This is a genomic window from Salinisphaera sp., from assembly GCF_002729955.1.
In the GTDB taxonomy this organism is placed as follows: Bacteria; Pseudomonadota; Gammaproteobacteria; order Nevskiales; family Salinisphaeraceae; genus Salinisphaera.
Genome location: NZ_PBYA01000027.1, coordinates 43,667 through 68,392, shown reverse-complemented (window position 1 = coordinate 68,392; position 24,726 = coordinate 43,667). Strand labels below are relative to the sequence as shown.

The following is a 24,726-nucleotide window of genomic DNA, read 5'->3' as shown; positions in this document are numbered from 1 at the left end:
CGCCCACGCCGCGTCGCGTGGAGCGACGTGTCGACGCGGCGGCGTCGCTTGGCAGAGGGCGTGGCCGCTGGCTGTTACGCGCGAAGGCCGGTTATGGCGAACCGGGGCCGTCGAGCCGGCGATGGCTGTACTACGCCGCGGTCGTCACAGACGACTGTTGTTGAAAGCAACCGGTCATTCTCCACCGATCCACACCGTTCGCAGCCAGTAGCCGGGCCGTACACCGAGTGCCAGACGACCTCTCAGGGCGTTGTGGAATCTCCGTTGGCCTTGAACGCTGCCCAGCCCCCGTGCTGCGAGATATCGGGCCACCCATGTTCGTCGATCGTGGCCTGCGGGCATAGCATGGCCGTGATCGTTTCGCCGCTGTCCATCTCGACAGTGGATTGCACGAGATCGGGCGGCTCGCTGGCAAGCAGCGCGTCGAACTGAGCATCGCTCAGGGCATAAATCTCGCCGGCAATGGCGATGCCCTGCTCATCTGCCTGTGCGAGCCGAATCGCCGGATGCCATCCTTCGTTCGCATCGTGCAGCCGATAGTGTGGCGCGGTCTTGGCGGCCTTCACAAAGCGCGCCTGACCAAGCGTGTGGTGATCCGGTTGCCCCGACAGCGCCGAGCCGCAGATAAAAAAAAGCGTGTCGTTCTGCGTCATCTCTCTTTCCATGGATAAACCGTTTCCTTTTCCGCGCGACAAGATGCCGGCGGTATGAAACTCAAGTCGGCCGAACGCGAACCCGTCGATCGTCGAAGCGATCGATTGGCGATCGAAAAAAGGCAGAAATCGCCGCTTCGTGAAGACGAAATCATTCGATACAAAGGCGGCAACTGGATACCGTTTTATCGTCAGGCACGCGACGCTCGCTTGATCTTGGCAAGGTTCTCGCTTTGTCTACACGCAAGATGCTTACCAAGGAGTTTGAATGTCCGCGTCCTATACCACCGCGGTTCACCGTATCGCGACCGCCGGCCCCGCTGATACGCGCGGGTTGGAACGCATGATCGATAAGGCGGAAATCGACCCGCAGCGGATCGTTGCGATCTTCGGCAAGACCGAAGGCAATGGCTGTGTAAACGATTTCACCCGTGGCTATGCCACGCAAAGCCTGCGCCAACTGCTCGCCGGGCATATCGGTGCGGCGGCCAACGAGATCGCCATGGTGATGTCCGGGGGCACGGAAGGCGTGCTGAGCCCGCATATCACCGTGATTACGCGCACGCCGAGCGCATCGCCGCCGGCCGCCGACGGCGCAAAAGCGCTGGCGGTAGGCGTTGCCCGCACCCCGACGATCGCCCCGGCCGCGCTTGGGGGCATGGCCCAGGTCGAGGCCGTGGCCGCGGCGGTCAACGATGCCCGTCGCCAGGCCGGTATCGAGGCCTCCTCCGATGTTCACTATGTGCAGATCAAGTGCCCGCTGCTGACCAGCGCGCGGATCGCGAAAGCCGAAGCCGCCGGCGGCGTGCTGGTGACCACCGATACCTACAAGTCCATGGGTTATTCCCGGGGCGCGAGCGCGCTCGGTGCCGCGCTTGCACTCGGCGAGATCGAAGCGGACACGCTTGCCGATGATCACGTACTGAAAGCCATGGATCGCTTCAGCCGGGTTGCCTCCGCTTCTGCCGGCAGCGAACTGAATTATTGTGAAGTGATCGTGTTCGGTAACAGTGCGACCGCCACCGGCGATCTCTATGCCGCACACGACGTCATGAACGACGCCATCGACGCGCGAGCCGTCGGCCTGGCTATCGGCGGCGAAAACGCCGATCACCGGCTCGTCCAGGTCTTCGCCAAGGCCGAAGCCAATCCGAGCGGCCAGGTCCGTGGGCGCCGACATACGATGATCGACGACTCCGATATCAACCATACCCGGCATGCGCGGGCGGTCGTCGGCGGCGTGATCGCTTCCATCGCTGGTGATCCCATGATCTATGTCTCCGGCGGCGCCGAGCACCAGGGGCCGGCCGGGGGCGGTGTCGTTGCGGCGATCCTGTCTCGCTAGAGACGGTTAGCGCGGTAGCGGCTTGAAGTGCGGCTTCTCTTGTACGCAGGTGTTCGACGACGTCTGCGTGCAAGGCACGCTGCAAGACAGTAGATAATCGCGCCGCCTTCGATTACACGGCACACGTTCACGCGACCCGAAGCCTCTTATATGGGGGGCGCTGGCGCAGGGCCACGATCCGTAGAATTCGCCCCTGATTCCGATTTGTCGAGGGACGATTATGCGCACGGATCGCTCGGTAGTTGCTATATCGCCGGCCATAGGCACGTCCGCCGGTTTGCCATGATCATTGCTGCATGAACGGGGACAAATATGCTTTCGAAGCCTCGGCTATCGCAGCACCGACCCGGGCGCACCATGCCGGCGCAGCTGCACTGTAGGCGCGCATTGGCGAGCCGCCGGTACGCATCGCATACTTGCGCCTTTGACTCACGTGGATGACGTTTCATGCCTCGAATCCAGACGATTGCCGTTTTCTGCGGCTCCAATACCGGCCGTGGCGATCGTTACGCCGACGGCGCCGCTGCGCTCGGCAGCGCGATCGCGCAAGCCGGCCTGGGTATCGTCTATGGCGGTACGCACAAGGGGTTGATGGGCGTACTCGCCGATGCGGTAATCGACGGCGGCGGGCACGCGCACGGCGTGATCACCCAGCGGCTGCACGACAAGGGCCACAGCCATCCACGTTTGCATGAAAGCGAAATCGTGGATTCCATGCGTCAACGCAAGGCGCGCATGGCGCAGGTCGCCGATGGCTTCATCGCCCTACCCGGCGGTATCGGCACGCTCGAGGAATTCATGGAAGTCTGGACCCTCAATCAGCTTGGCGAGATCGACAAACCGGCCGGTCTCTATAACATCGCCGGCTTCTATAACCCGCTCATGGCGCTGATCGACCACATGATTGCCGAATCATTCCTGCCTGCCGCACATCGCGACTCCATCGTCGTCGACGGCGACCCGGATTCGTTGATCACCGGATTGCGGGAATTCGAGCCGGTCACGGTTTCGAAATGGCTCTAATCAAGATCTGTTGACAGCGGCGTTGTTGCCTCCGGGCGCTACGCCAAGGGTCTGCTGTCGACCCGATTAGAGCCCGTGATCAAGGAGTGGCCCCATCCAAAGGGGAGCAAGCCAGGCGAATCGATCCTTACGCTGTCCGCTTCTGCCCGGCTGTGGAGGCTTCTAAACCTGATGATCCAGCTCCTCTTCTTCCGGCCTGCTGGTTTGCGTCGTTCACTGCTTCATGGCATCCAGCGCGCCGACCACCTGGTTGGCAAAGCGCGCTGCGGCAACGGAAAGACTGCGGCCCTTGAGTTGGGCACAGACCATGGGGGCGGCCGATATATCGCGTTCGTCGATAGGCCGTGCCACGACGCGCGGGTCGGTTTGGGCGTCGGGTGTGCCGATAGCCACCTGAAAACCAATATTCGCGGTATGGGCTATCAGCCCCCGCATCATTTCGAACGAGTCGGTTTCCACTGCGATGGTGGCCGGCACGGAGCGGGCATTGAGTACGGCATCGATGAGTGCGCGGGTTGCCAGCGTCGCGCGCGGGAGTACGAGCGGATAACTCAGGCAGTCGCCAAAGCGTAACGATTGGGCTGCCGCGAGCGGGTGGTCGATATCCATCATCGCCATGACCGGCTGGGCGACGACGATGAGCGGGAGTAACTCCGCGGTGCGCAGCGGCGAGATGACCAGGGCAAGATCGGCTTCGAACGCGGTGAGCGCACGCATGGCTTCGCCGCGATCGGTGATACGCACGTTGAAGGTTACGCCGGGATGGTTCTGTTGGAACGTACGCACTTGCTGTGAAAGAAAACTCACGGCCACCGCTTGGCTGGCCACGATTTCGACGTGCCCCCGCTTGAGCCCTTTCAGACTCTCGATTTCGGACTGCATCCGATCGAGGTCGGCCAGATGGCGGCGAACATAGCCCAGAAATATTTCGCCCGCCGCGAGCAGGCGCATGCCGCGCGCATGGCGCTCGAACAGCGGCGTGCCGAGGTCTTTCTCGAGATCGTGGATACGCCTGTCCAGCGCGGACGGCGTGATATAGAGCTGCTCGGCCGCACGCCGAATCGAGCCCGCGCGAACCACGGCGTCCATATAGCGAAAGTATCGAAAATGCTTCATCGGCGTCGGTCGGTTGGTACAAGCATGGTGGGGTAATCCCTTGGCAAGGAAGAACCATGCCAAGCGTTGACTTTTAGGCAACGCTGAACCGGAAAGAAAGCAATAGTCGGCGACGGTGTCGCCTGCGAGGCTGTGCCCATCGCTTATCGACGGTATTGACCTTGGCCGATATCCCCCGCCAACCGGTGCATGCGCAGGCCACTGCGGCCTGGCCGCGAGACGAACTCGGCATATCGCTGGTACGCCCGTCGCGACCGGCGCGGCCCCTGGCACTGGCAGAAGCCGCCCCCGAACCGATCACGATCGATGCGGCCCGTACCGCGCTCGTCGTGGTCGATATGCAGAACGATTTCTGTCACGACGAAGGCTGGTTCGCGGCCCGCGGTGTAGATATCGGTGCGATTCAGGCTGTCGTGCCCCACGTGCGCCTTACGATCGATGCCGCGCACGACCATGGCATGCCCGTGATCTTTCTCAACTGGGGCATTCGTGCCGATGCGCTGGAAATGAGCGTCGGCCAGCTCGCCTTCGGGCGACTGTTCGGCCGTGCCACGGGCTACGCCGAAGCGTATCGCGCTGCCGGCGAGCCTGCGCTCGTGACCGGTACCTGGGGCGCGGCCACCATCGATGCACTCGCGCCGCAGCCGCGCGACATCGTGGTGCACAAGAATCGTTTCAGCGGGTTTTGGCATAACGAGCTGGATGCCGTATTGCGCCGTCTGGATGTCACGACGCTGTGTTTTGCCGGCGTGAACACCGACCGCTGCGTGCTCGCGAGCCTGCAGGACGCCACGTTTGCCGGCTACGACGCCGTGCTTATCGACGATGCCACGGCCACGCCCTCTTCCGCCATTGTGCGCGAAGCCGCCTGCACGATCGTGCGCCAGCTCTACGGTTTTACCACCACTGTCGACGCTTTCGTCGATGCCCACTGATTTCGTCATTCCGAGGATTGCCGTCATGGTTCCGATATCCGTTTCGAAACGCCTTGTCCCCCTGCTCGCCGCAGCGTTCGCGGTGCTTACGATCGCTACCAGCGTCCAGGCCGCCACGCCGATCCGCATGGTGCTGAACTGGAAATACGAAGGGCCGCAGGCCTGGTTCTTTCTTGCCAAACAGCGCGGCTATTTCGCCGATCAGGGGCTCGACGTGACGATCGACCAGGGCTCGGGCTCGAGCGCGGCGGTATCGCAGGTCGCGACCGGCGCCTACGACGTAGGCTTTGGCGACGTCAATACGCTCATCGAGTTCGTCGCCAAGAGCCCGGACGATCACCCCTACGCGGTCTATCAGATCTACAACCAGCCGCCGTTCACGATCGCGGTCAACGCCGATAGCGATATCGAAAAACCGGCTGATCTGGAAGGCAAGACGATCGCCGGGCCCGCGAACGACGGCGCGCTGAAGCTTTTTCCAGCGTTTGCCAAGATCGCCGATGTCGATGTCTCCAAGGTCGATATCCTCAATATCGAGCCACGCCTGCGCGAACAAATGCTCATTCGCGAGCGTGTCGACGGCATGTTCGGTTATGTGAACACGATCCGGTTCTCGGCCATGCTCGCGGGTATCGATGCCAACGAGGATTTTCGTTTCATCCGCTACGGCGATTACGGGATGGATCTGTATTCCAACGCCATTCTCGTGTCCTCCGACCTCGTCGAGAACAATCCGAAAGCCGTGCGCGGGCTGGTCGCCGCGATCAACCACGCGATCGCCGATACGTTGGCCGATATCGATACCGGTATCGATGCGGTGATGCAGCGCGAGCCGCTGCTCAACCGCGACGTGGAAACCCAGCGCCTGCTGGCCACCCTGCGCGACGAGATCGCGTTCGACAATATCGGCGAGCTGGGCCTGGGCAATATCGATCGCGCGCGTTTTGCCAAGGCGATCGATATCGTCGTCGATGCCAAGGACCTCGAGCGCACGCCGAGCGTGGACGAGGTCTTCGATACGCGTTTTCTGCCGCCCGAGGCGGATCGTATCCACGCGCTCGATTACGAAACGCCGTAGACCCCTCGCGCGCTCGCGCATTTCGCATCTGAAACGACCCGATACACGCGCCCCGATTCTTGCATGCGAGGTGCGAGGCGCGCGCGCCCACCATCCGCTCTCACGAACGAACAAGACACCGACACATGAACCTGGAACTCGAGAACAAGATCGTCGCCCTCACCGGCCCCGCCAAGGGCATGGGCGAAGTCATTACGCGCGCCTTCGCCGCCCACGGCGCACGGCTGGTACTTCTCGCCCGCGATACGGCGCCGGTCGAACGCCTGGCCGACGAACTCCGCACGAGCGGTAGCGAAGCCTTCGTGGCGGGCTGCGACATCACCGATGCCGAGGCTACGGAGGCTGCCGTGCAGGCCGCGATCGCCCACTACGGCAGGGCAATCGATGTGCTGGTCAATATCGCCGGCGGCTCTGGGCCGATCGGCAAGACCGGCACCCAAACCACGGCTGAGGAATTTCGCCAGATCGTGGATCTGAACATGATCGGTTGTTTCAACACCATCCATGCGGTGGCGCCCGGCATGATTGCGCAGAAAGCCGGTCGCATCGTCAACGTCGGCGGCACATTCGGGATGCGCGGGCGCGCGGGGCGCATGGCCTATTCTGCCTCCAAATGGGGACTGCGCGGTATCACCAAAAGCTTCGCGCTGGAGCTGGGCGCCCACAACATCAACGTGAACACCGTTGCCCCCGGCATGGTCGACGGCCCACGTTTTCGCGACAAGGTCTGTGCCGATATCGCCGCGCGGGAACGCATCAGCCTGGAAGACGCGGCCGCCCGCCACGCCGCCGATTATGCGCTTGCACGCGTGTCCACGAGCGCGGACGTCGCCGATGCCTGTCTGTTTCTCGCCAGTGCCCGCGCACGCCAGATCACCGGCGTGGATCTGCCCGTGGATGGCGGCTGGGCCGCGCTCTAAGGAGTATCAGCATGAACAAACCACAATCCGTCGATCTCGTCATTCACGGCGGCACGATCGTTTCCGATACGCACCAGTTCGCGGCAAGCGTGGCGATCGACAACGGCCTGATCGTGGCGGTCGGCGCCGACCACACCATGCCGGCCGCGACCGAACGCTTCGATGCGAGTGGCCTGCATCTTCTGCCCGGCGCGATCGACGTACACGTACATTTTCGCGATCCCGGCTACGACTACAAGGAAACCTGGGAAAGCGGCACGGCCGCGGCCGCGATGGGCGGCACGACCACCGTGTTCGAAATGCCCAACACCCACCCACCGACAGCCGACCCCGCGGCCGTCGCCGACAAACTCGAGCGTGCCCACAGCAATGCCTACGTGGATTTCGGCGTGTACGGTCTGCTCGCCGAGAACAACGTCGACCAGCTCGAAGCGCTCGCCGAAGCCGGCGTGATTGGCTACAAATGCTTCATGGGCAATACCTTCGGTAACCTGCCCTCGCCTTCGACCGGCGCGATGCTGGAGGCGTTCGAACGTATCGCGCCGCTTGGGCTGCGTACGTCGCTGCATGCCGAAACGGCCTCGATCATGGCCTGGCGCTATGAACGCCTGAAAGCCGCGCAGCGCAACGATGCGCTGGCTCATGTCGCCGCGCGGCCGTCGGTGGTCGCGGTCGAGGCGGTTGCGCGCGCCGCGATTCTTTCTGAATGGTCCGGCGCACGGATTCATGTATTACATGTCTCGTCGGGAGCCGAGCTGCGTCCGATGGCCGAAGCCAAGGCGCGCGGCGTCGATATCACCGCCGAGACCTGCCCGCATTATCTGCGCTTCAATACCGACGACTATGCGCGCCTGGGCAGCGTGATCCGCGTGAACCCGCCGGTCCGCGAGGCTCACGACAGCGACGCCCTCTGGCGCGGGTTGGCCGACGGCACTCTGGACATGATCGCCACCGACCATGCGCCGCACTTGCCCGAAGAAAAACACAACGACGTGATCTGGGATGCCGACTGCGGTTTCCCCGGCGTCGAGACCCAGATGTCGCTGATGCTGGATTCGGTCAACGCCGGCCAGCTGTCGCTGTGCGACTACGTGCGCATTTCGTCGGTCGCGCCGGCCCGGGCCTGGGGCTTGCACCCGGCCAAGGGCCGGATCGGCGTCGGCGCGGATGCCGATATCGCCCTCGTGGACATGGCGCGTGCAGAAACCATCGACCAGAACATGCTGCACTCGGTGAATGCACGCATCTCACCTTTCCACGGCATGCGGGTGACCGGGGTGCCGGTGCATACGCTGGTAGGCGGGCGATTCGTCATGCGCGATCGCCGGCTCGTGGCCGAAGCGCGCGGCCAGGGTCGCAACGTCAAGCGCATCCAGAACATGCCCGCAGCCGATGTCCGCAACGCCGATCGTACGCTCGCCGCCGAACTCGCGCGCGCGCCGGGGGCGGCATCATGAACGCGGCTGCACAGACCAGGCCCGGCCGCTTCGACAACGCTGCGATCGTGCTCGAAGACACGGCGGTGACCTATGGCCACGGCGCGCATGCCACGCACGCGCTGACCACGACATCGCTCTCGCTGCGCGACGGCGAATTCGTCGCACTCGTGGGCCCGTCCGGCTGTGGCAAGTCGACCATTCTCAAACTCGCGGCCGGGCTACTGCCGGCCTCCGAGGGGTATGTATTCGTCGGCGGACGCGAGATCTCGGCCCGCGCCGCACGCGTGGGCATCGCGTTTCAAAACGCCACGATGCTGCCGTGGCTGAGCGTGCGCGACAACATCATGCTGCCGCTCAAGATCGTGTCTCCCTTCAAGGGCGATTACCGAGCCAAGAAGAACGGTGACTATCGCGCACGTGCCGACGCCCTGCTCGCCCAGGTCGGGCTGACCGGTTTCGGCGACAAATTCCCCTGGCAGCTTTCCGGCGGCATGTTGCAACGCGCCTCGTTGTGTCGCGCGCTTATTCACGAACCCCGGGTATTGTTGCTCGACGAGCCCTTCGGCGCGCTCGACCAGTTCACCCGCGAAGAACTGTGGGGCATTCTGCAAAACCTCTGGATGGACAAGAAACCCACGGTGCTGCTGGTCACCCACGACCTGCGCGAGGCTGCTTATCTGGCGTCGCGGATATGCATCATGAGCCCGCGACCGGGGCGTATCGTCGAAGACCGGGCGGTCGAATTCGCCCGGCCGCGCACCGTCGATCGAACCTACGACAACGATTTCGTCGAGCTCATGCAGAGCCTGCGTGCCAAGATCACCCACGACGGCCCGAATGCCGTGGGGAGCACGGCGGCATGAAAACGACTCTGTTCGGCCCCCGGGCGCGTCAGCGTGCAGCATCGCTGGCATTCATCGTCGGCTTCTTTCTACTCTGGGAAGCGGCCTGCGTTGTTTTTTCGATCTCGCCGTTCGTGCTGCCGCGCCCGAGCGCGGTACTGGTTACGCTCGTCGAGCGTTTTCCGGCACTCATGCCACATATCATTCAGACGTTGATGACCACGATGGTCGGTTTTGCCGCCGGCGTGCTCACCGGCGTGATTCTCGGCGCCGTGGTCGGGTCATCCCGAATCGCCTACGACACGGCCTATCCGCTGCTGGTCGGATTCTCCTCGATCCCGAAGGTCGCCGTGGTGCCGATCTTCGTGCTCTGGTTCGGCAGCGGCACGGTGCCGGCGATTCTAACCTCGTACGTGATCTGTATCTTCCCGATCGTGGTCAATGTGGCGACCGGGCTGGCCACGACCTCGCCGGAACAACAGGACGTGCTCAAGGCACTCGGCGCCAGCCGCCGCGAGATTCTGTTCAATATCAGCCTGCCGAGTGCGATGCCGTATCTGTTCGCCGCGCTCAAGGTGGCGATCACACTGGCCTTTGTCGGCACGGTGCTCTCCGAGACGGTGGCCGCCAATCGCGGTATTGGCAACGTGATGATGATCGCGACTTCCAATTTCGATGTGCCGCTGGTGTTCGCCGGCCTATTCCTACTCGCGGTGATGGGCGTAGTGCTCTATGGCCTGTTTTCGCTGCTCGAACGCCGTATCTGCGGCTGGGCATCGCGCGGCGCCGACACGCCGCTGGCCTGATTTTCGCTTACCAAGGAGCTGCTATGACAAACCGTTTACTACCTACACTCACCGGCGCGGCCATGCTTGCGGCAACGCTGGTTGGCGCGACGGCTTTCGCGGCCGAGAAGCTGCCGGTTCGTTTCACCCTGGACTGGAAGATCCAGGGCGTGCATGCCCCGTTCTATCTCGCGCAGCAGCGCGGCTATTTCGCCGATAACGGTCTGGATGTGACCATCGACCAGGGCGAAGGCTCAGCGGCCACGGTCAGTCGTGTGTTATCGGGCACGTATGACGCCGGTTTCGGGGACATGAACGCGATCATTCAAACCGCGGCCAAAACACCCGATACCGCGCCGGTGATGGTGTATCAGATCTACAACCAGCCGCCGTTCGCGGTGCTGACCAAGGCCGATAGCCCGATCCAGTCGGTGGCCGATTTTCCCGGCCATACTTTTGGCGGGCCGGCTGGCAGCGCGGCGACCAAGCTGTTTCCGGCCATGCTCGACGCTTCGGATATCAATACCGATTCGGTCCATATCACCAACGTAGCGCCGCAGTTGCAGGAACAGTTGCTTAATCGTGGTGACGTAGACGCGTCGCTCGTGTTCAACGTCACCAGTTATATGAATCTCGTGTCCCAGGGCAAGGATCCGGACGCCGATTACCGCTGGTTTGCGTATGGCGATAATGGGCTGAATATCTATTCCAACGGCGTGATGGTCTCGCAGGCCATGATCGCCGACCACCCCGGCGCGGTCGAAGGGCTGGTCACGGCGATCAACCATGCCATGCAGGACATCATCGCAGACTCGCAAGCCGGTATCGATGCGGTCAAGGCCCGCGAGGCGTTCATCGACGCCAGCGCCGAGCGCAAGCGCCTGGATTTCGCCATGACGCGTCTGATTGTTTCCGATGAAAGCCGCGCGATTGGTATCGGCGATGTCGATAAACAGAGGCTGTCGAAATCCATCGACACGATCGTCGATCTCTACGATCTCGAGCGTACGCCCAGCGCCGATCAGGTGTTTACCGATCGCTTCTTGCCGCCGCGCGATCAGCGCCTGCCCTAGTCCGTGTCCGCAGTCATAGCCCAAAAGGCCTTGTTCGGGCCCGCTTGCGAAAGCGACGGGCCTGTGCGCATCGGCCACGAGCATGGGCGCATCACCGCGATCGAGACGCTGGCCAACCAGCCCGTGGGGCCGCGGCGGCTGGCCATGCCGTGCTTCGCCAATGCACACGATCATGGTCGAGCGCTGCCGACGCTCGCCTTCGGCGCGCACGACCAGCCACTCGAAACCTGGCTGCTGCGCTTGGCGGTCGCGCCCTCGATCGACCCCTATCTCGCCGCCTGCGCCAGCTTCGGTCGAGCGGCACTTGGCGGCTCGGGCGCAGTGATGATGCACTGCACGCGCGCCCAAGGACTCACCGACCTACCCACCGAAGTGGCAGAAGTTGCCCGTGCGGCGGATACCGTCGGTATTCGGGCGGCGTTCGCGGTCGGCCTGCGCGATCGCAATCCGCTGCTCTATGGCGATGACAGGTTAGTTCGTGAATCGATGGATATTGAAACCCGTCGTGTTGCCGATCGTTATTTTCGTATCCCGACGCAGTCGATCGAGGCGATGTTGAAGAGCGTCGATGCCTGCGCCCAGGCCGTAGCCGATCGTGGGCTGGACGTGCAGTACGGGCCGACCGGCGTACAGTGGTGTTCGGATGCGCTGCTCGCAGCGATCGCCCAGGCCAGCGCCGACAGCAACCGGCGGGTGCATATGCATCTGCTGGAAACGCGCTATCAGCGCGACTGGGCCGATCGGCATTACCCGAACGGCATCGTTCGCCATCTGGCCGATATCGGCCTGCTCGGCCCGCGGCTGACCCTGGCCCACTGTGTCTGGGCACGCGACGACGAGCTCGATCTCATCGCCGAATCGGGCACGACGATCGCGGTCAATACCAGCTCGAATTTGACCTTGCGGTCCGGTATCGCGCCGCTGCGGCGAATGCTCGATGCCGGCTGTCGGGTCGCACTCGGACTGGACGGATCAGCACTCGACCAGGACGATGATGCGATTCGCGAGATGCGGCTTACCCGGTTGCTGCACGCCGATCGAGGCTTCGAAGACTGGAACGGTGATGAAGCCATGCTGCGTAGCGCCTTGGGTCATGGCCGGCACTGTATCGGCGCGCCCGGCAGCGGCATGCTTGCAATTGGCGAGCCCGCCGACTGGCTGCTGCTGGATCTGGACGCCATGCAGAAGTACTGCCTGGTCGACAATCCGCTGTCGAGCTTACTCTTTGCCCGCACGCGGGCCGCCGAGATCAAGGAGCTATGGGTAGCAGGACAGCCCGTGGTACGCGACGGCTGTTTAGCGAATCTTGATCTGGACCTGATCCACGCCGAACTTATCGAACAGTATCGGCGCCACTGGCACGATCGCCGCGATCTACAGAACGTTTGGCCGTCGATCGAAAATCATCTGCGCCGCTGGTATCAGCAGGCAGGCTGTTGCTAGTAGGGAACCGCAACGACGACCGCTTCGCGTTCAGCGAAATGACCGGCTGATGATTTGGGGGATATTTGGGGCATGCCAGGTCACGCATAGTCGAACCATGTCGTACCCTGCTCGTCGTACGTGCTGTTTTAGCCCGTAATCGACTGTTCTTAATGGTGCCGTCGGAGGGACTTGAACCCCCACAGCCTTTCGGCTACTAGGACCTAAACCTAGCGTGTCTACCAATTCCACCACGACGGCGCGCCGGCTATGCTAACCGATCCCGGCCGCGCACGCAGCCCCCGCCCCCGCACAAGGCGGGCAGCGGTACGGCCGAGGTACGGCGATCCCGCGATAAAGGGATGCGTTCATCCGTCGAGCACCGATGACTCGACATGGTGCTCGACATCGAGTTCCTTGTTCACGCTATAGTCGACCGGGCAGTCAATCAGGACAACACCGCCCTGTGCGTAGGCCTGTTCGAGCACATCGTGAAGCGCGTCCTCGGGGCCGAGACGTACGCCGCTGGCCCCGTATGCCTGTGCATAGGCAACGAAATCCGGATTGCCGAAGCCCATGCCGAAGTCCTCGAAGCCCGCCCCGGCCTGTTTCCAGCTGATGAAGCCATAGCCGTCGTCGCGTACCAGGAGCACGACCAGATCAAGGCCGAGGCGCACCGCGGTTTCCATGTCCTGGCTGTTCATCATGAAGCCGCCGTCGCCACAAATCGCCAGCACGCGACGGTCCGGGTGCACCATCTTGGCGGCCATGGCCGCCGCCAGGCCGGCGCCCATGCTGGCCAGTGCGTTGTCGAGCAGCACGGTGTTGTGTTCGAACGCCGGATACATGCGGGCGAACCAGATCTTGTAGATGCCGTTGTCCAGGCTGATGATGTCGCGGCGGCCCATCACCTGCCGTACTTCGCGGACCAGGCGTTGCGGCGTGGGCGGAAAGCTGTCTGCCGGTTCACTTGCATGTAGCAGCTGATCGACATATTCGCGCAGCCGCGCCAGACGGCTGGCGTCGAACCGCGTGCCCTCAAGGCGGGCGCGCAGGGTCTGCAGGGTATTGGAGATATCGCCCAGCACTTCGTGCGAGGGGCTGTAGTACTCATCCGGCTCGGCCGGCACGAAGTCGATATGCAGAATGTCCTTGCTCTTGTCCGCGTTCCAGACCGAGGGCGGATATTCGACCACGTCGTAGCCGAGCGTGATGACCAGATCGGCCTCGTCGATGGCGCTGTGAACGTAGTCGTGCTTGTGAATACCCATGCAGAACAGGCTCTGCGGGTGATCGTCCGCCAGCACGCCCTTGCCCATCTGGGTGCCAATCGCGAACAGACCGGTGGCCTCCACGAACGCCTGCAGCTGCTCGGTGATGCGTTTTCGATTCGCCCCTGCCGAGTAGATGATGATGGGCTGGCGCGCTGCCCGAATCATTTCCGCGGCCTGGTCGGTCGCCTGTTCGTCGGCGTTGGGACGACGCAGCGTGACCCGGCGTTGCGGCACGCTGGGTTCGATTTCTTCGCCGGCGATATCCTCGGGCAACTCCAGGTGCACGGCGCCGGGGCGTTCGGCCTCGGCCACCTTGAAGGCATGCCGCACGCAGCGCGGGATTACGCCGCTATCGGTGATCGAATAGTTCCACTTCGTGAGCGGTTTGAACGTATCGACCACATCGATGAGCTGGAACTTGCCCTGACGGTTGTCGCGCAGTGCTTTCTGGCCCGTGATCGCGAACACCGGCATACCGCCGAGCTGGGCATAGGCAATGCCGGTCAGCAGGTTCGTGGCGCCCGGCCCCAGCGTGGAAAGACACACACCTGCGCGCCCGGTCAGACGCCCATAGGTGGCCGCCATGAAGGCGGCGTGCTGTTCATGCCGGGTGACGACCAGCTCGATATCGCTGTCGCGCAGCGACTCGATCAGGTCGAGATTCTCTTCCCCCGGCACGCCAAACACATACTCCACTCCCTCTTCTTCGAGACAGCGGACAAAAAGATCCGATGCTTTCAAAATAATTCCCTGTGTGGCGGTGTCGGTTTCGACTATAGCCCATCGTAACGAGCGTTACCTGCATGCGTGCGGGCGGATGCGCTCACGGCATACACCCCGGGCCGAGCGCTCAGCGGGGCTCGGCGGCGACCACGGCGACGGTGAGACGCGATACGCACAAATGGCGATCCTGTTCATCGAACAGGTCGGTCTGCCAGACCTGGGTACTGCGCCCGACGCGGATCGGCGTGCACCGTGCGCGTACCGTGCCGCTGGATGCTCCGCGCAGATGGCTGGCATTGAGCTCGATGCCCACGCACACGAAGCGCTCGCGATCCACGCACAGATTCGCGGCCACGCTACCCATGGATTCGGATACCGCACAGGAAATACCGCCGTGGAGCAGCCCGAAGGGCTGGCGCGTACGTTCGTCGATCTCGAAACGGGCTTCGATCATGTCATCGCTGAAATCGGTATAGACCATGCCGAGCCGCGAAATCATGTCGCGATCGTTGACCGCGTTCAGCAGTTCCAGGCTTACGGGCTCGTACCAGTATTTCGACATCGCGCTCTCCTGTTTCGTGTGGGCATGCTGCTCGTGCATAGTACAGGCCACACATTCTCAACGACCCAGAGGACAGGCAATGGCCTTCAACACGGAAGACGGCCCCGGCGTGCATGCCGAGGTGCCGAGCGAAACCCGCGGCTTCATCTTCAACCACACCATGGTGCGCGTCGTCGACCCGCAGGCCTCGCTGGCTTTCTATACCAAGGTTTTCGGCATGCGTCTGTTACGCAAGGTCGATATGCCGGAAGGCGAATTCACGCTCTATTTTCTGGCCTGTACCGGCGACGACGACGTGCCCGAAGACAAGGACGCACGCGCGAAATACGTTAACGGCCGTGAAGGCGTGCTCGAACTCACCCACAACTGGGGTACGGAGAACGACCCGCAGGCGAGTTACCACAACGGCAACGACGAGCCGCAGGGCTACGGTCACATCTGCTTTACCGTGCCGGACCTGCAGGCTGCCTGCGAATGGATGGATGCCAACGGCGTGGCCTTCAAGAAACGCCCCGAGGATGGGCGCATGAGCCATATCGCCTTCGTGCTCGACCCCGACGGTTACTGGATCGAACTGGTCGGTCGCAAGTAGTCATGCGCGGCGGCTGCCGACGCGATCGGCAGCTGCCCGCCGGCCCGAGACAACGCGATTTACAGGCAACAAAAAACCCGCGCGATGGCGGGTTGAATGGTGGGCCGTGCAGGATTCGAACCTGCGACCAATTGATTAAAAGTCAACTGCTCTACCAACTGAGCTAACGGCCCGTATTGGGCGCGCATCATACCCGATTCTTTTCGGAAAATCAGCGCTCGGATTGATAAATCGTGGGATCGGCCACCCCGGCCTGTTCAAAACCCGCGCGCCGCAGCTCGCAGGCGTCACAACGCCCACAGGCACGGCCCTGTACATCGGCCTGATAACAGGACACCGTGCGCGCATAGTCGACGCCCAGCGCGACCCCCTGGCGGATGATCTCGGCCTTGCTCAAATCGATCAGCGGCGTTTTGATGGAAACGCGGTCACCGTCCTGTACGGCAGCCTTCGTAGCCAGCGCGGCCATCCGCTCGAACGCATCGATGAATTCGGGACGACAATCCGGATAGCCGGAATAATCCACCGCGTTCACGCCGATATAAATGGCCTGTGCGCCAAGTACCTCGGCCCAGCCGAGCGCTATAGACAGAAAAACGGTGTTGCGGGCCGGTACATAGGTCGAGGGGATACCCTCGCCACCGGCATCGGGCACATTGATCGCCGGATCGGTCAGCGCTGAACCGCCCATGCCGTCGAAGTCGAGCCGCACGCATTTGTGCTCGGCGATCCAGTCGTGCTCGCTGACATAGGCCCGGGCCGCCGCCAGTTCTGCGGTATGGCGCTGGCCATAGTCGAAGCTCAGGGCGTAGCACTCATGGCCGTCGGCATGCGCCTGCGCCAGACAGGTGGTGGAATCCAGGCCGCCGGAGAAAAGAACGACTGCGCGATTGCGTATCGGCTGGCTCATAATCGCAGGTCAGTTGGTTGGCGGCACCAAGCGCTTTCGAGTACGAAATGCCGTCCATGGCGCGTGGCGCTACGCCCGGCTGTGCAAGTTGGCGCTGGGCACCGTGAGGAATCAATTAGAAGGCAATCGCTCTACCAGCAACCGTATGCGCTGGGGCCAGCCGACCAACACGAGGCGATTGCTTACACCGTCTTCCGATAGCTGATCAGCCGTCCTGCCGCACGATTCGGCTAGCGCGCCACGAGGTCAACGGGAAAATGCCGGCGCGCTGTGTCGCGCCGGCTGAGGTCATACTTCTAGCCGTCGATGCCCTGAAGGCGCTTGCGTGCCATTTCGGCCACGTTGCTGTCGGGATACTGATCGACGACCCGCTTGAGCGTGCCGTAGGCGTTGTCCGTTTCGCCACGCTCGTCCTGGATCACGCCGATCTTGTAGAGCGAGCCCGGTACCTTGCTGCTGGCACGGAAACGGTTGACCACCGTCTGGAATGCCTCCAGTGCGGCGTCGTAGTTGCGCTTGACGTAGTTGGCTTCACCCAGCCAATACCAGGCGTTGTCGCTGTACGTGCTTTCCGGGTTCTGTTCCAGAAACCCTTTGAAAGCGCCGATGGCGGCGTCGTAGTCGCCGGATTTGAGCTTGTCGAAGGCGGCCGTATAGGCCTGTTCGATCGCCGGATCCTGGCTTGAGCTACTGTAATCCGACTGGCCGCTGGACCCGCCCGTACCGCCTGCAGCGCTGCTGCCGGCGGAGCCGCCGCTCTCGACGGCGCTCAAGCGCTTGTCGAGATTTTCGTACAGATCACGCTGGCCCTGTTCGTTCTGGCGCAGCTGATACTTGAGGGTATCGACCTGCCCCTGCAGATCACGAACTTCGGATTGAAGCCGCTGAACCGTCTGAAACAGCGAGAACAGGTTCGGACCGCCGTTGTTATCGGCCTGGGCGAGCATGATCTGCTGGTTCTGCGCGGCGTCCGCCGATGCGGCCGACGCCGGCCGGGAGGTGATCCCGGCCGACGCGGATACGGCAAACGTCACGAGTGCTATCGGTAGTACGTGACGCATGATGGCTGCTTACTTGGTGTAGATGAACTCGACGCGACGGTTCTTCGAGTAGGCCGATTCGTTCGATCCCAGCTCGGCCGGACGCTCTTCACCGAACGACAGGGTGGACAGCTGGCTCGAGCTCGCGCCCGACAGCTGCAGCGCCTGCTGCACGGATTCGGCACGACGCTCGCCGAGGGCCACGTTGTACTCACGCGTACCGCGCTCGTCGGTATGGCCTTCCAGACGCAGCTTGACGTTCGGATGCTGGCTCAGATAGCGGCCATGGGCCTGAATCGCCTGCGAGAAGCGCGACGGAATCGCACTCTGGTCGAGATCGAAGTAGATGATACGGGTCGACAGCGGGTTGTTCGGGTCCATGAACATGGCGCGGTCGGCCGGGTCGATACCCTCGAGGCCGCGTACGTCGATATCGCGACCGGAGTTCATGCCCATGCCCTGATCACCGCCCTGGCCACCCATGCCGGCAGCCGGCAGGTCATCGCCATCGCGCAGGTTCTTCTTGCCGCCACAGGCTGCAAGTACGAGCATGGCCGCAACCAGTACGGCTATCAGCGAAAACCGCTGCCCCATTTTAAACGTCATTTTATTCATTTTTTCCAAAAGCTCCTTGTGAACAGGTCGGCTCGAAAACATTCGAGCCCTTTCTTGAACGGATCGATCGACGGCATCAATAACCGAGCGGGCCCCAGGCCGGTTCTCGCACTTCGCCACTCTGGGAAAGACGCGAGCGGGTCTGGCCGTCCGTGGATACCGTGGCCAATTCGTTGTTGCGGCCCTGGCGGGCATAGATGATGGCTTGGCCGTTCGGCGCGAAATCCGGGCCGTCGTCGAGCGGGCCTTCGCTTACGATACGGATATTATTGTTCTGCAGGTCCATAACTGCAATACGGAAACCGTTGCCACTTTTCTGAACCATGGCGATTTCGCCGCCGTCCGGCGAATAGGTCGCGCGCTGATTGCTATCGCCCTCGAAAGTCAGGCGCTGAACCTGACTGCCATCGCTACGCATCTGGTAGACCTGCGGCTTGCCGCCGCGATCGGATGTGAAGGCGATGCGACTGCCGTCGGGCGACCAGCTGGCTTCGGTATCGATGGCACCGTTGTTGGTCAGCTGGGTGAGCTGATTGGTGGTCAGATCGTAGCTGTAGATATCCGGATTGCCGCGATAAGACAGCGTCATCGCGAGTTTGCGCCCATCCGGCGACCAGGCCGGCGCGCCGTTGATGCCTTCGCGCGACGAAATCTCGCGGATGTTTCCGCTGGCCAGATCCTGCACGCGCAGGCTGCTGCGACCGCGGTTGATATCAAAGGCCACATAGGCCAGCTTCGAACCGTCCGGCGACCAGGCCGGCGACATGATCGGATCGCGCGAGGAATACACGGTCGCCGGGTTGTTGCCGTCGTAGTCGGATACGATCAGGCGATAGCGTAGCGCGCCGTTTTCCTTCGCCATGGTGATATAGGCGATACGCGAGAGGAAGTACCCCTTCTCGCCCACGAATTTTTCGTAGATCAGGTTGGCAACGGTGTGCGCGGCGTCGCGCAGTTCGTTGCGACCGGCGTTGATCTGGAAGCTGGCGACCGAGCGCCCCTGGTACACATCCAGCAGATCGAAGGTGATCCGATAGCCGCCCTGCCCGTTCGGCGCGGCCGAGCCGACCACGAGATTATCCACGGACGAACTGCGCCAGGTCTGATAGTTGACCTGGTTCGCGTCGCTGGGCGTTTCCGCCATGTTGCGGCGTTCCGTGACATCGAACAGGCCGGTGGACTTGAGATCGTCGCTGGCCACCTGGGCCACGTCGACCGGCAGAGTGCCACCACTGGTGCCGAACGGCGAGATCGCGATCGGGATCGCGCTCTGTGCACTGTCGGTGATATCGACCTGCAGGGCGGCCTGGGCCGGCGCCGACGCCATGACCGCCAGCACGATCAGGGCGGCGAACGCCGCTTGGGTTCTAACGAGAATTTGTTTCATTGATCCGGCTCGAAATTGAACTCGATTTCAGAAGAAAAGACGCTGTCCGACGGGGCACGCGGTAACGGGTCGGATTTGCGAATCGCCTGCTCAACCGAGCGATCCACTGCCGCGCTTCCACAGGACCCGATCAGACGAAAGCCCGTGATCTGTCCGCCGGGCAACTGTTTCACCCGTACTTTACAGGAAATGTCGCGGGCGCCCGGCGGACGCACCCAGTTCGATTCCACACGATCCTTGATCGCCTGCACATAGGCGCCGAGAGCTCGCGAATTCGCTGCGTCGCGGCGGCCGGCGGCTTCCTGTTGCATCGCTTCGCGCATGGCTGCTTCGCGAGCCGCCTGTTCTGCCGCTGCCTTGCGTTGTGCCTCGGCACGGGCCTTGCGGGCGGCTTCCTCGCGTGCCTGTTTTTCTGCTTCGGCCTTGCGTTGGGCGGCTTCTCGGGCCTTACGCTCTTGTTCGGCCTTCGCCTTGCGCTCGGCTTCTGCCTTGGCCTTGCGTTCGGCCTCCGCCCGCGCCTGTTTTTCTGCTTCGGCTTTCTTGCGCGCCGCCTCGGCCTCGGCCTTGCGCTGTGCTTCGGCTTTAGCCCGAGCCTCGGCCTCGGCTTTTTCCTTCGCTTCGGCCTGGGCCTTGGCTTTACGTTCGGCTTCTGCCTTGGCTTTACGCTCGGCCTCGGCTTTCGCCTTGCGTTCGGCTTCGGCTTCGGCTTTGCGCTGCGCCTCGGCCTTGGCTTCGCGCGCGGCTTTCGCGTCCGCCTCGCGTTTGGCCTGGGCTTCCGCGGCGGCCTTCTCGCGCGCGGCGGCCGCTGCGGCCTCTTCCTTGGCCTTGCGTTCGCTTTCGGCCTTTTCGCGGGCCGCCTTGGCCTCGGCGGCCTGCTTCTTTTCCGCCGCCGCCTTTTCCTCGGCTGCGCTATTGTCTTCCGGCTCGGGTTCGGGCTCCGGTTCGGCTTCTGTCGGCGGCGCCTCGGGGGCAGCGGCCGGCGAAACCGCATCCGGCATGTCGGTGCTCACGGAGTCCGGGTTGATCACGGAGGCGTTGACGATCTTCTGGCCATGATTGCCGCGCGACGAGGCGTCGGTGACGAAGTTCACGCCCACGACCAGCAGCAGCGCGATCAGCACGTGCAAACCGATCGCCAGGATGACCGCGCGCCAGTTCTGCGCGAATGACTGCCACATCGTCAGCGTTCGCTCGTGCTGTCGTCGATGTTATCGGTCAGCAGCCCCACCTGCGAGGCACCCGCGCGCTGCAGCATCACCATGCCGCGCACCACGTTGCCGTAGCTGCCGGAGCCGTCGCCGCGTACGGCCACGGGGGCGTCGGGCCGCTCACGAATCACGCGCGAGGCAATATCGGTGACTTCGTCGCTGGACAGCGGCTGGTCGGGATTGGCGCCCACGTTGAGATACAGCTGGCCATCCTGGGTGACCGAGAGCACGATCGGATCGTTGTCCTCGGTATCCAGTACCTGGGCGGAGGCGTCCGGCAGGTCGACTTCGACGCCGGTGGTCAACAACGGTGCGGTGACCATGAAGATGATCAGCAGCACGAGCATCACGTCGATATAGGGCACGACGTTGATCTCGCTGGCCAGCCGACGTTTTCCTCGAATAGACATAGTCAGTAATTCCGAAGACAGGCGGCAGGATTAAAGCTCGGGCGGCGTGCGCGTGGGTTCCGGCGCCGGACGTGGTTTTTCCGGCGCGGGCGTGGCCGCATTCACGCCGCGTTCGACGATGCCGGACATCTCTTCCATGAAGGTCTGGAAGCGGTTCTCGATGAAGTCGACCTTGTTGCTGAAGAAGTTGTAGGCCACGACTGCCGGGATGGCCGCGAACAGGCCCATGGCGGTGGCGATCAGCGCTTCGGCGATACCGGGGGCAACCATCGACAGGCTGGCCTGCTTGACGTTACCCAGGGCAATGAAGGCACTCATGATGCCCCAGACGGTGCCGAACAGGCCCACATAGGGGCTGATCGAGCCGATCGTGGCCAGGATCGCCAGGCCGCGTTCGAGGCGCTCGAGCTCGCGCGACAGGGCCACGCGCATGGCGCGCTGTACTGAAGGCACGATCTCTTGCGGGCTGGCATTGCCGGCACTGCGCTGGCGGCGGAGTTCGTCATAGCCGTTCTTGAACAGCGACGGCATGCCCCGGCTGGTATCGGCCTGGGCCTGGGTTTCGGCGTAGATATCCTTGAGGTTGCCGCCCGACCAGAAACGGTCCTCGAACCATTCCATGTCGTTCTGGGTCTGGCTGAGCAGGCGTCGTTTGCTGAAGATGAGGATCCAGGACACAACGGATGCCAACAACAACGCAAGCATGACGAGTTTGACGAGCAGGCTTGCCTGCATGACCAGCCCCCACAGGGACATGTCCGTCGCAACGTTCATTGCATCTCCTTTTGCAATAACTCCGGCAGCGCACAGGGCCGGAAATCGTGAATTCTGACACACGCGACAGTGAATCGTGCCTGAATAAGCACGGTTTTTTCGCGGCGAATGGTTTGCTCGAAAATGATGCGGGCACGGCGGTGTTCGGCGACCGTGGTGAGCACTTCGATATCGTCGTCCAGGCGTGCGGGCTGCTTGAACTTGAGGTTGGCGTCCGCCAGCGTGAATGCGATGCCGTGGCTGTCGGCAAGGGCGCGATGGCTGTGCCCCTGGGCTTCCAGCCAGAGAGTGCGCGCGCGTTCGAGGTACTTCAGATAATTGGCGTGATAGACCACACCACTCGCGTCGGTGTCTTCGTAGAAGACCCGCAGCCGATAGCGCATGGCGGTTTGCTCGAAGAGCTCTACGTCACTCATCGCCGGGCATCGGGTTGAACAGATCCGCCGCGCCGGCATCGCGGGCAGCCGGCTGTGGCAGTCCGAAATGGCGATAGCTGGCCTGGGTGGCGAGCCGGCCACGCGGGGTGCGCATCATGAAGCCCTGCTGAATCAGATAGGGCTCGATGACGTCCTCGATGGTCTCGCGTGCTTCGCCGATCGCGGCCGCAAGGCTTTCCACGCCCACCGGCCCGCCGTCGAATTTTTCGAGCAGTGCGCCGAGCAGTTTGCGGTCCATGATGTCGAAACCGTTGTCGTCCACCTTGAGCATGTCCATGGCCTGGCGGGCCACGGCATGGCTGATACGCCCATCGGCCCGGACTTCGGCATAGTCACGGACGCGCCGGAGCAGGCGATTGGCCACCCGTGGCGTACCCCGGGCGCGTCTTGCGATCTCGGCCGCGCCCTCCTCATCGATCGACACGTCGAGAATGGCGGCCGAACGGGTGACGATATGCGCCAGATCGCTATGCGAATAGAACTCCAGCCGCTGGGCGATACCGAAACGATCGCGCAGCGGCGAGGTCAGCGCACCGGCGCGGGTGGTCGCCCCCACCAGGGTGAAGGCCGGCAGATCGAGCTTGATCGAACGCGCGGCCGGGCCTTCGCCGATGACGATATCGATCTGGTAGTCCTCAAGCGCCGGATAGAGCACCTCTTCGACGACCGGCGACAGCCGGTGGATTTCGTCGATGAACAGCACATCGTTGGGCTCGAGGTTGGTCAGCAGCGCGGCCAGATCGCCCGGGCGTTCCAGTACCGGCCCCGAGGTCTGGCGAAAACCCACCTGCATCTCATTGGCGATCACGTGTGCCAGCGTGGTCTTGCCCAGGCCCGGCGGGCCGAAGATCAGCACATGGTCGAGCGCTTCGCCACGGGCCCGGGCGGCGCTGACGAATATCTCCATCTGTTCGCGTACGCTGGCCTGGCCGATGTATTCGGCCAGGCCGCGCGGGCGCAGCGCGCGATCGAAACGCACCTCGTCGCCCTGTGCGCTGGCGCCGATCAGTCGTTGTGCGTCTTCCATGTCAGCGCACCGCCCGGCGCAGGGCTTCGCGAATCAGGGCTTCGCTGTCCATGCCCTCGGCGTCGATGCCCTTGAGCAACCGGTCCGATTCGGCCGGCTTGTAGCCCAGAGAGGTCAACGCCTGGCGGGCGATCGACTGCACGTCGCCAACGCCGGCTTCGCTGCTGGCCGCCGGGGCCAGCGCCGGCGCGATCGCGGTGCCAGAGAGCTTGTCACGCATTTCCACCAGCAGGCGCGCCGCCGTCTTCTTGCCCACGCCCGGCAGCCCAGTCAGCCGCGCAGCGTCGTCGGCTTCAATGGTGGCGACGAAATCCGCCACGCTCATACCGGAGAGTACGGTCAACGCGAGCTTGGCGCCGACGCCGGAAACCTTGATCAACTCCCGAAACAGGCTGCGTTCGTCGGCGGTGGCAAACCCGTAGAGCAGCATGGCGTCTTCGCGCACCACCATCTGCGTCAACAGCGTGACTTCACCGTGGCTGGCGTTATCGCCCGGCCGGCGGCCCTCGCCGAGAGCGAAAAAGGTCGACAACGGGGCTTCGACTTCATAGCCCACCCCGCCCACGTCGATGACCAGCCGTGGCGGCTGTTTTTCGATGATGCGCCCGCGTAGCTGTCCGATCATGCCCGGCGCCCGGTGGTGTTCGCAGCGATCTTCATGCGCGCCGCGCTACGGCTGTGGTGGATATGGCATACGGCCACGCCTGCGGCGTCCGCCGCATCAGCCTGCAACGTGGAATCCACGCCCAGCAGCACGCGCACCATGTGCTGGATCTGCTTCTTGTCGGCATGGCCACGCCCCACGATGGCCTGCTTGATCTGGGTTGGCGTGTATTCCGAAACAGGCAGTCCGTTGGCCGCGCCGGCACAGATGGCCGCCCCGCGAGCCTGACCGAGCTTGAGCGCGCTCGCGGCGTTGCGCGATACAAATACATCCTCGATCGCCATCTCGTCGGGGCGGTACTCGTTGATGACCGCGCTCAGCCGTTCGAAGATAAGGCCCAGCCGAACCGGGAACGCCTCGCGCGGCAGGCGAATACAGTCGATAACGATCGAGCGCGGCTGGGCGCCGCCCTCGATCACCGCGAAACCCGTGACCGTGGAACCCGGATCGATTCCGAGAATACGTGCCATGC

26 protein-coding genes and 2 tRNA genes are annotated in these 24,726 nt (G+C 63.1%); 11 read left to right on the top strand and 17 right to left on the bottom strand.

The genetic code is table 11. The features are described 5' to 3' along the window. Window positions 1–242 precede the first annotated feature (242 nt). Window positions 243–653, bottom strand: a complete 411-nt coding sequence (locus CMN27_RS06865; RefSeq protein WP_293625046.1) for a gamma-glutamylcyclotransferase — start codon at window positions 651–653, stop codon at window positions 243–245. A gap of 268 nt (window positions 654–921) precedes the next feature. On the opposite strand from CMN27_RS06865, the gene CMN27_RS06860 reads away from it, so the two are divergent. Together CMN27_RS06860 and CMN27_RS06855 are read left to right on the top strand one after the other, a co-directional pair. Then, window positions 922–1,998, top strand: coding sequence for a ring-opening amidohydrolase (locus CMN27_RS06860; protein ID WP_293625045.1), 1,077 nt, complete (start codon window positions 922–924; stop codon window positions 1,996–1,998). A 447-nt stretch (window positions 1,999–2,445) separates the two neighbouring features. Then, window positions 2,446–3,021, top strand: a complete 576-nt coding sequence (locus CMN27_RS06855) for a TIGR00730 family Rossman fold protein (RefSeq protein WP_293625044.1) — start codon at window positions 2,446–2,448, stop codon at window positions 3,019–3,021. A 213-nt stretch (window positions 3,022–3,234) separates the two neighbouring features. On the opposite strand, the gene CMN27_RS06850 is transcribed toward CMN27_RS06855, so the two are convergent. Further along, window positions 3,235–4,137 (bottom strand): LysR family transcriptional regulator, encoded by a 903-nt coding sequence (locus CMN27_RS06850; protein WP_293625043.1) that lies wholly within the window; start codon window positions 4,135–4,137, stop codon window positions 3,235–3,237. Window positions 4,138–4,298: 161 nt separating this feature from the next. On the opposite strand from CMN27_RS06850, the gene CMN27_RS06845 reads away from it, so the two are divergent. The 8 genes from CMN27_RS06845 to CMN27_RS06810 all read left to right on the top strand — a co-directional run bounded on the left by CMN27_RS06845 (window position 4,299) and on the right by CMN27_RS06810 (window position 12,652). Then, window positions 4,299–5,072 carry a cysteine hydrolase gene (locus CMN27_RS06845; RefSeq protein ID WP_293625042.1) on the top strand — a complete coding sequence of 258 codons (774 nt, stop codon included), beginning with the start codon at window positions 4,299–4,301 and terminating at the stop codon, window positions 5,070–5,072. 25 nt (window positions 5,073–5,097) lie between these two features. After that, on the top strand, window positions 5,098–6,150 hold the full coding sequence (locus CMN27_RS06840) for an ABC transporter substrate-binding protein (protein ID WP_293625041.1): 1,053 nt from the start codon (window positions 5,098–5,100) through the stop codon (window positions 6,148–6,150). Window positions 6,151–6,275: 125 nt separating this feature from the next. Then, on the top strand, window positions 6,276–7,070 hold the full coding sequence (locus CMN27_RS06835; RefSeq protein ID WP_293625040.1) for an SDR family NAD(P)-dependent oxidoreductase: 795 nt from the start codon (window positions 6,276–6,278) through the stop codon (window positions 7,068–7,070). A gap of 11 nt (window positions 7,071–7,081) precedes the next feature. After that, the gene (gene allB, locus CMN27_RS06830) at window positions 7,082–8,527 is read left to right on the top strand and encodes an allantoinase AllB (protein ID WP_293625039.1); all 1,446 of its coding nucleotides are present in this window, start codon (window positions 7,082–7,084) and stop codon (window positions 8,525–8,527) included. Beyond that, entirely contained in the window at window positions 8,524–9,372 is an 849-nt protein-coding gene (locus CMN27_RS06825) for an ABC transporter ATP-binding protein (protein WP_293625038.1), read from the top strand. Before allB ends, CMN27_RS06825 begins: the two co-directional genes overlap by 4 nt. Continuing rightward, the gene (locus CMN27_RS06820) at window positions 9,369–10,157 is read left to right on the top strand and encodes an ABC transporter permease (RefSeq protein WP_293625037.1); all 789 of its coding nucleotides are present in this window, start codon (window positions 9,369–9,371) and stop codon (window positions 10,155–10,157) included. Before CMN27_RS06825 ends, CMN27_RS06820 begins: the two co-directional genes overlap by 4 nt. Window positions 10,158–10,180: 23 nt before the next feature. Continuing rightward, window positions 10,181–11,209: an ABC transporter substrate-binding protein gene (locus CMN27_RS06815; RefSeq protein ID WP_293625036.1), complete on the top strand. Its 1,029-nt coding sequence runs from the start codon at window positions 10,181–10,183 to the stop codon at window positions 11,207–11,209. A gap of 63 nt (window positions 11,210–11,272) precedes the next feature. Continuing rightward, window positions 11,273–12,652, top strand: a complete 1,380-nt coding sequence (locus tag CMN27_RS06810) for an amidohydrolase family protein (RefSeq protein WP_293625035.1) — start codon at window positions 11,273–11,275, stop codon at window positions 12,650–12,652. A 153-nt stretch (window positions 12,653–12,805) separates the two neighbouring features. Here the strand turns inward: CMN27_RS06810 and CMN27_RS06805 are convergent. The 3 genes from CMN27_RS06805 to CMN27_RS06795 form a co-directional block, all read right to left on the bottom strand. Beyond that, window positions 12,806–12,892: transfer RNA gene (locus CMN27_RS06805), tRNA-Leu, on the bottom strand. A gap of 107 nt (window positions 12,893–12,999) precedes the next feature. Further along, window positions 13,000–14,646, bottom strand: coding sequence for an acetolactate synthase large subunit (locus tag CMN27_RS06800; protein WP_293625034.1), 1,647 nt, complete (start codon window positions 14,644–14,646; stop codon window positions 13,000–13,002). A 109-nt stretch (window positions 14,647–14,755) separates the two neighbouring features. Beyond that, on the bottom strand, window positions 14,756–15,190 hold the full coding sequence (locus CMN27_RS06795) for a hotdog fold thioesterase (RefSeq protein WP_293625033.1): 435 nt from the start codon (window positions 15,188–15,190) through the stop codon (window positions 14,756–14,758). Window positions 15,191–15,269: 79 nt separating this feature from the next. Here CMN27_RS06795 and gloA point away from each other — a divergent pair, with 79 nt between their 5' ends. Further along, window positions 15,270–15,782 carry a lactoylglutathione lyase gene (gene gloA, locus CMN27_RS06790; protein WP_293625032.1) on the top strand — a complete coding sequence of 171 codons (513 nt, stop codon included), beginning with the start codon at window positions 15,270–15,272 and terminating at the stop codon, window positions 15,780–15,782. Window positions 15,783–15,879: 97 nt separating this feature from the next. Here the strand turns inward: gloA and CMN27_RS06785 are convergent. The 12 genes from CMN27_RS06785 to ruvC form a co-directional block, all read right to left on the bottom strand. Continuing rightward, window positions 15,880–15,955: transfer RNA gene (locus CMN27_RS06785), tRNA-Lys, on the bottom strand. A gap of 38 nt (window positions 15,956–15,993) precedes the next feature. Beyond that, a complete protein-coding gene (queC, locus tag CMN27_RS06780) occupies window positions 15,994–16,692 on the bottom strand; it encodes a 7-cyano-7-deazaguanine synthase QueC (protein ID WP_293625031.1) in 699 nt (232 codons plus the stop codon). A gap of 296 nt (window positions 16,693–16,988) precedes the next feature. After that, window positions 16,989–17,753 carry a tol-pal system protein YbgF gene (ybgF, locus tag CMN27_RS06775; RefSeq protein ID WP_293625030.1) on the bottom strand — a complete coding sequence of 255 codons (765 nt, stop codon included), beginning with the start codon at window positions 17,751–17,753 and terminating at the stop codon, window positions 16,989–16,991. Between the two features lie 9 nt (window positions 17,754–17,762). Beyond that, window positions 17,763–18,338: a peptidoglycan-associated lipoprotein Pal gene (gene pal, locus CMN27_RS06770; protein ID WP_293625029.1), complete on the bottom strand. Its 576-nt coding sequence runs from the start codon at window positions 18,336–18,338 to the stop codon at window positions 17,763–17,765. An 85-nt stretch (window positions 18,339–18,423) separates the two neighbouring features. Then, a complete protein-coding gene (tolB, locus tag CMN27_RS06765) occupies window positions 18,424–19,734 on the bottom strand; it encodes a Tol-Pal system beta propeller repeat protein TolB (RefSeq protein WP_293625028.1) in 1,311 nt (436 codons plus the stop codon). Further along, window positions 19,731–20,912 carry a cell envelope integrity protein TolA gene (tolA, locus tag CMN27_RS06760; protein WP_293625027.1) on the bottom strand — a complete coding sequence of 394 codons (1,182 nt, stop codon included), beginning with the start codon at window positions 20,910–20,912 and terminating at the stop codon, window positions 19,731–19,733. Before tolA ends, tolB begins: the two co-directional genes overlap by 4 nt. Before the next feature lie 2 nt (window positions 20,913–20,914). Beyond that, window positions 20,915–21,352, bottom strand: coding sequence for a protein TolR (gene tolR, locus CMN27_RS06755; RefSeq protein ID WP_293625026.1), 438 nt, complete (start codon window positions 21,350–21,352; stop codon window positions 20,915–20,917). A 30-nt stretch (window positions 21,353–21,382) separates the two neighbouring features. Next, a complete protein-coding gene (gene tolQ, locus CMN27_RS06750) occupies window positions 21,383–22,126 on the bottom strand; it encodes a protein TolQ (protein ID WP_293625025.1) in 744 nt (247 codons plus the stop codon). Continuing rightward, a complete protein-coding gene (gene ybgC, locus CMN27_RS06745) occupies window positions 22,123–22,542 on the bottom strand; it encodes a tol-pal system-associated acyl-CoA thioesterase (protein WP_293625024.1) in 420 nt (139 codons plus the stop codon). Before ybgC ends, tolQ begins: the two co-directional genes overlap by 4 nt. After that, on the bottom strand, window positions 22,535–23,590 hold the full coding sequence (ruvB, locus tag CMN27_RS06740; protein WP_293625023.1) for a Holliday junction branch migration DNA helicase RuvB: 1,056 nt from the start codon (window positions 23,588–23,590) through the stop codon (window positions 22,535–22,537). The genes ybgC and ruvB overlap by 8 nt, the downstream gene beginning before the upstream one ends. Before the next feature lies 1 nt (window position 23,591). Further along, on the bottom strand, window positions 23,592–24,215 hold the full coding sequence (gene ruvA, locus CMN27_RS06735) for a Holliday junction branch migration protein RuvA (RefSeq protein WP_293625022.1): 624 nt from the start codon (window positions 24,213–24,215) through the stop codon (window positions 23,592–23,594). Further along, a complete protein-coding gene (gene ruvC, locus CMN27_RS06730) occupies window positions 24,212–24,724 on the bottom strand; it encodes a crossover junction endodeoxyribonuclease RuvC (RefSeq protein WP_293625021.1) in 513 nt (170 codons plus the stop codon). Before ruvC ends, ruvA begins: the two co-directional genes overlap by 4 nt. Window positions 24,725–24,726 lie beyond the last annotated feature (2 nt).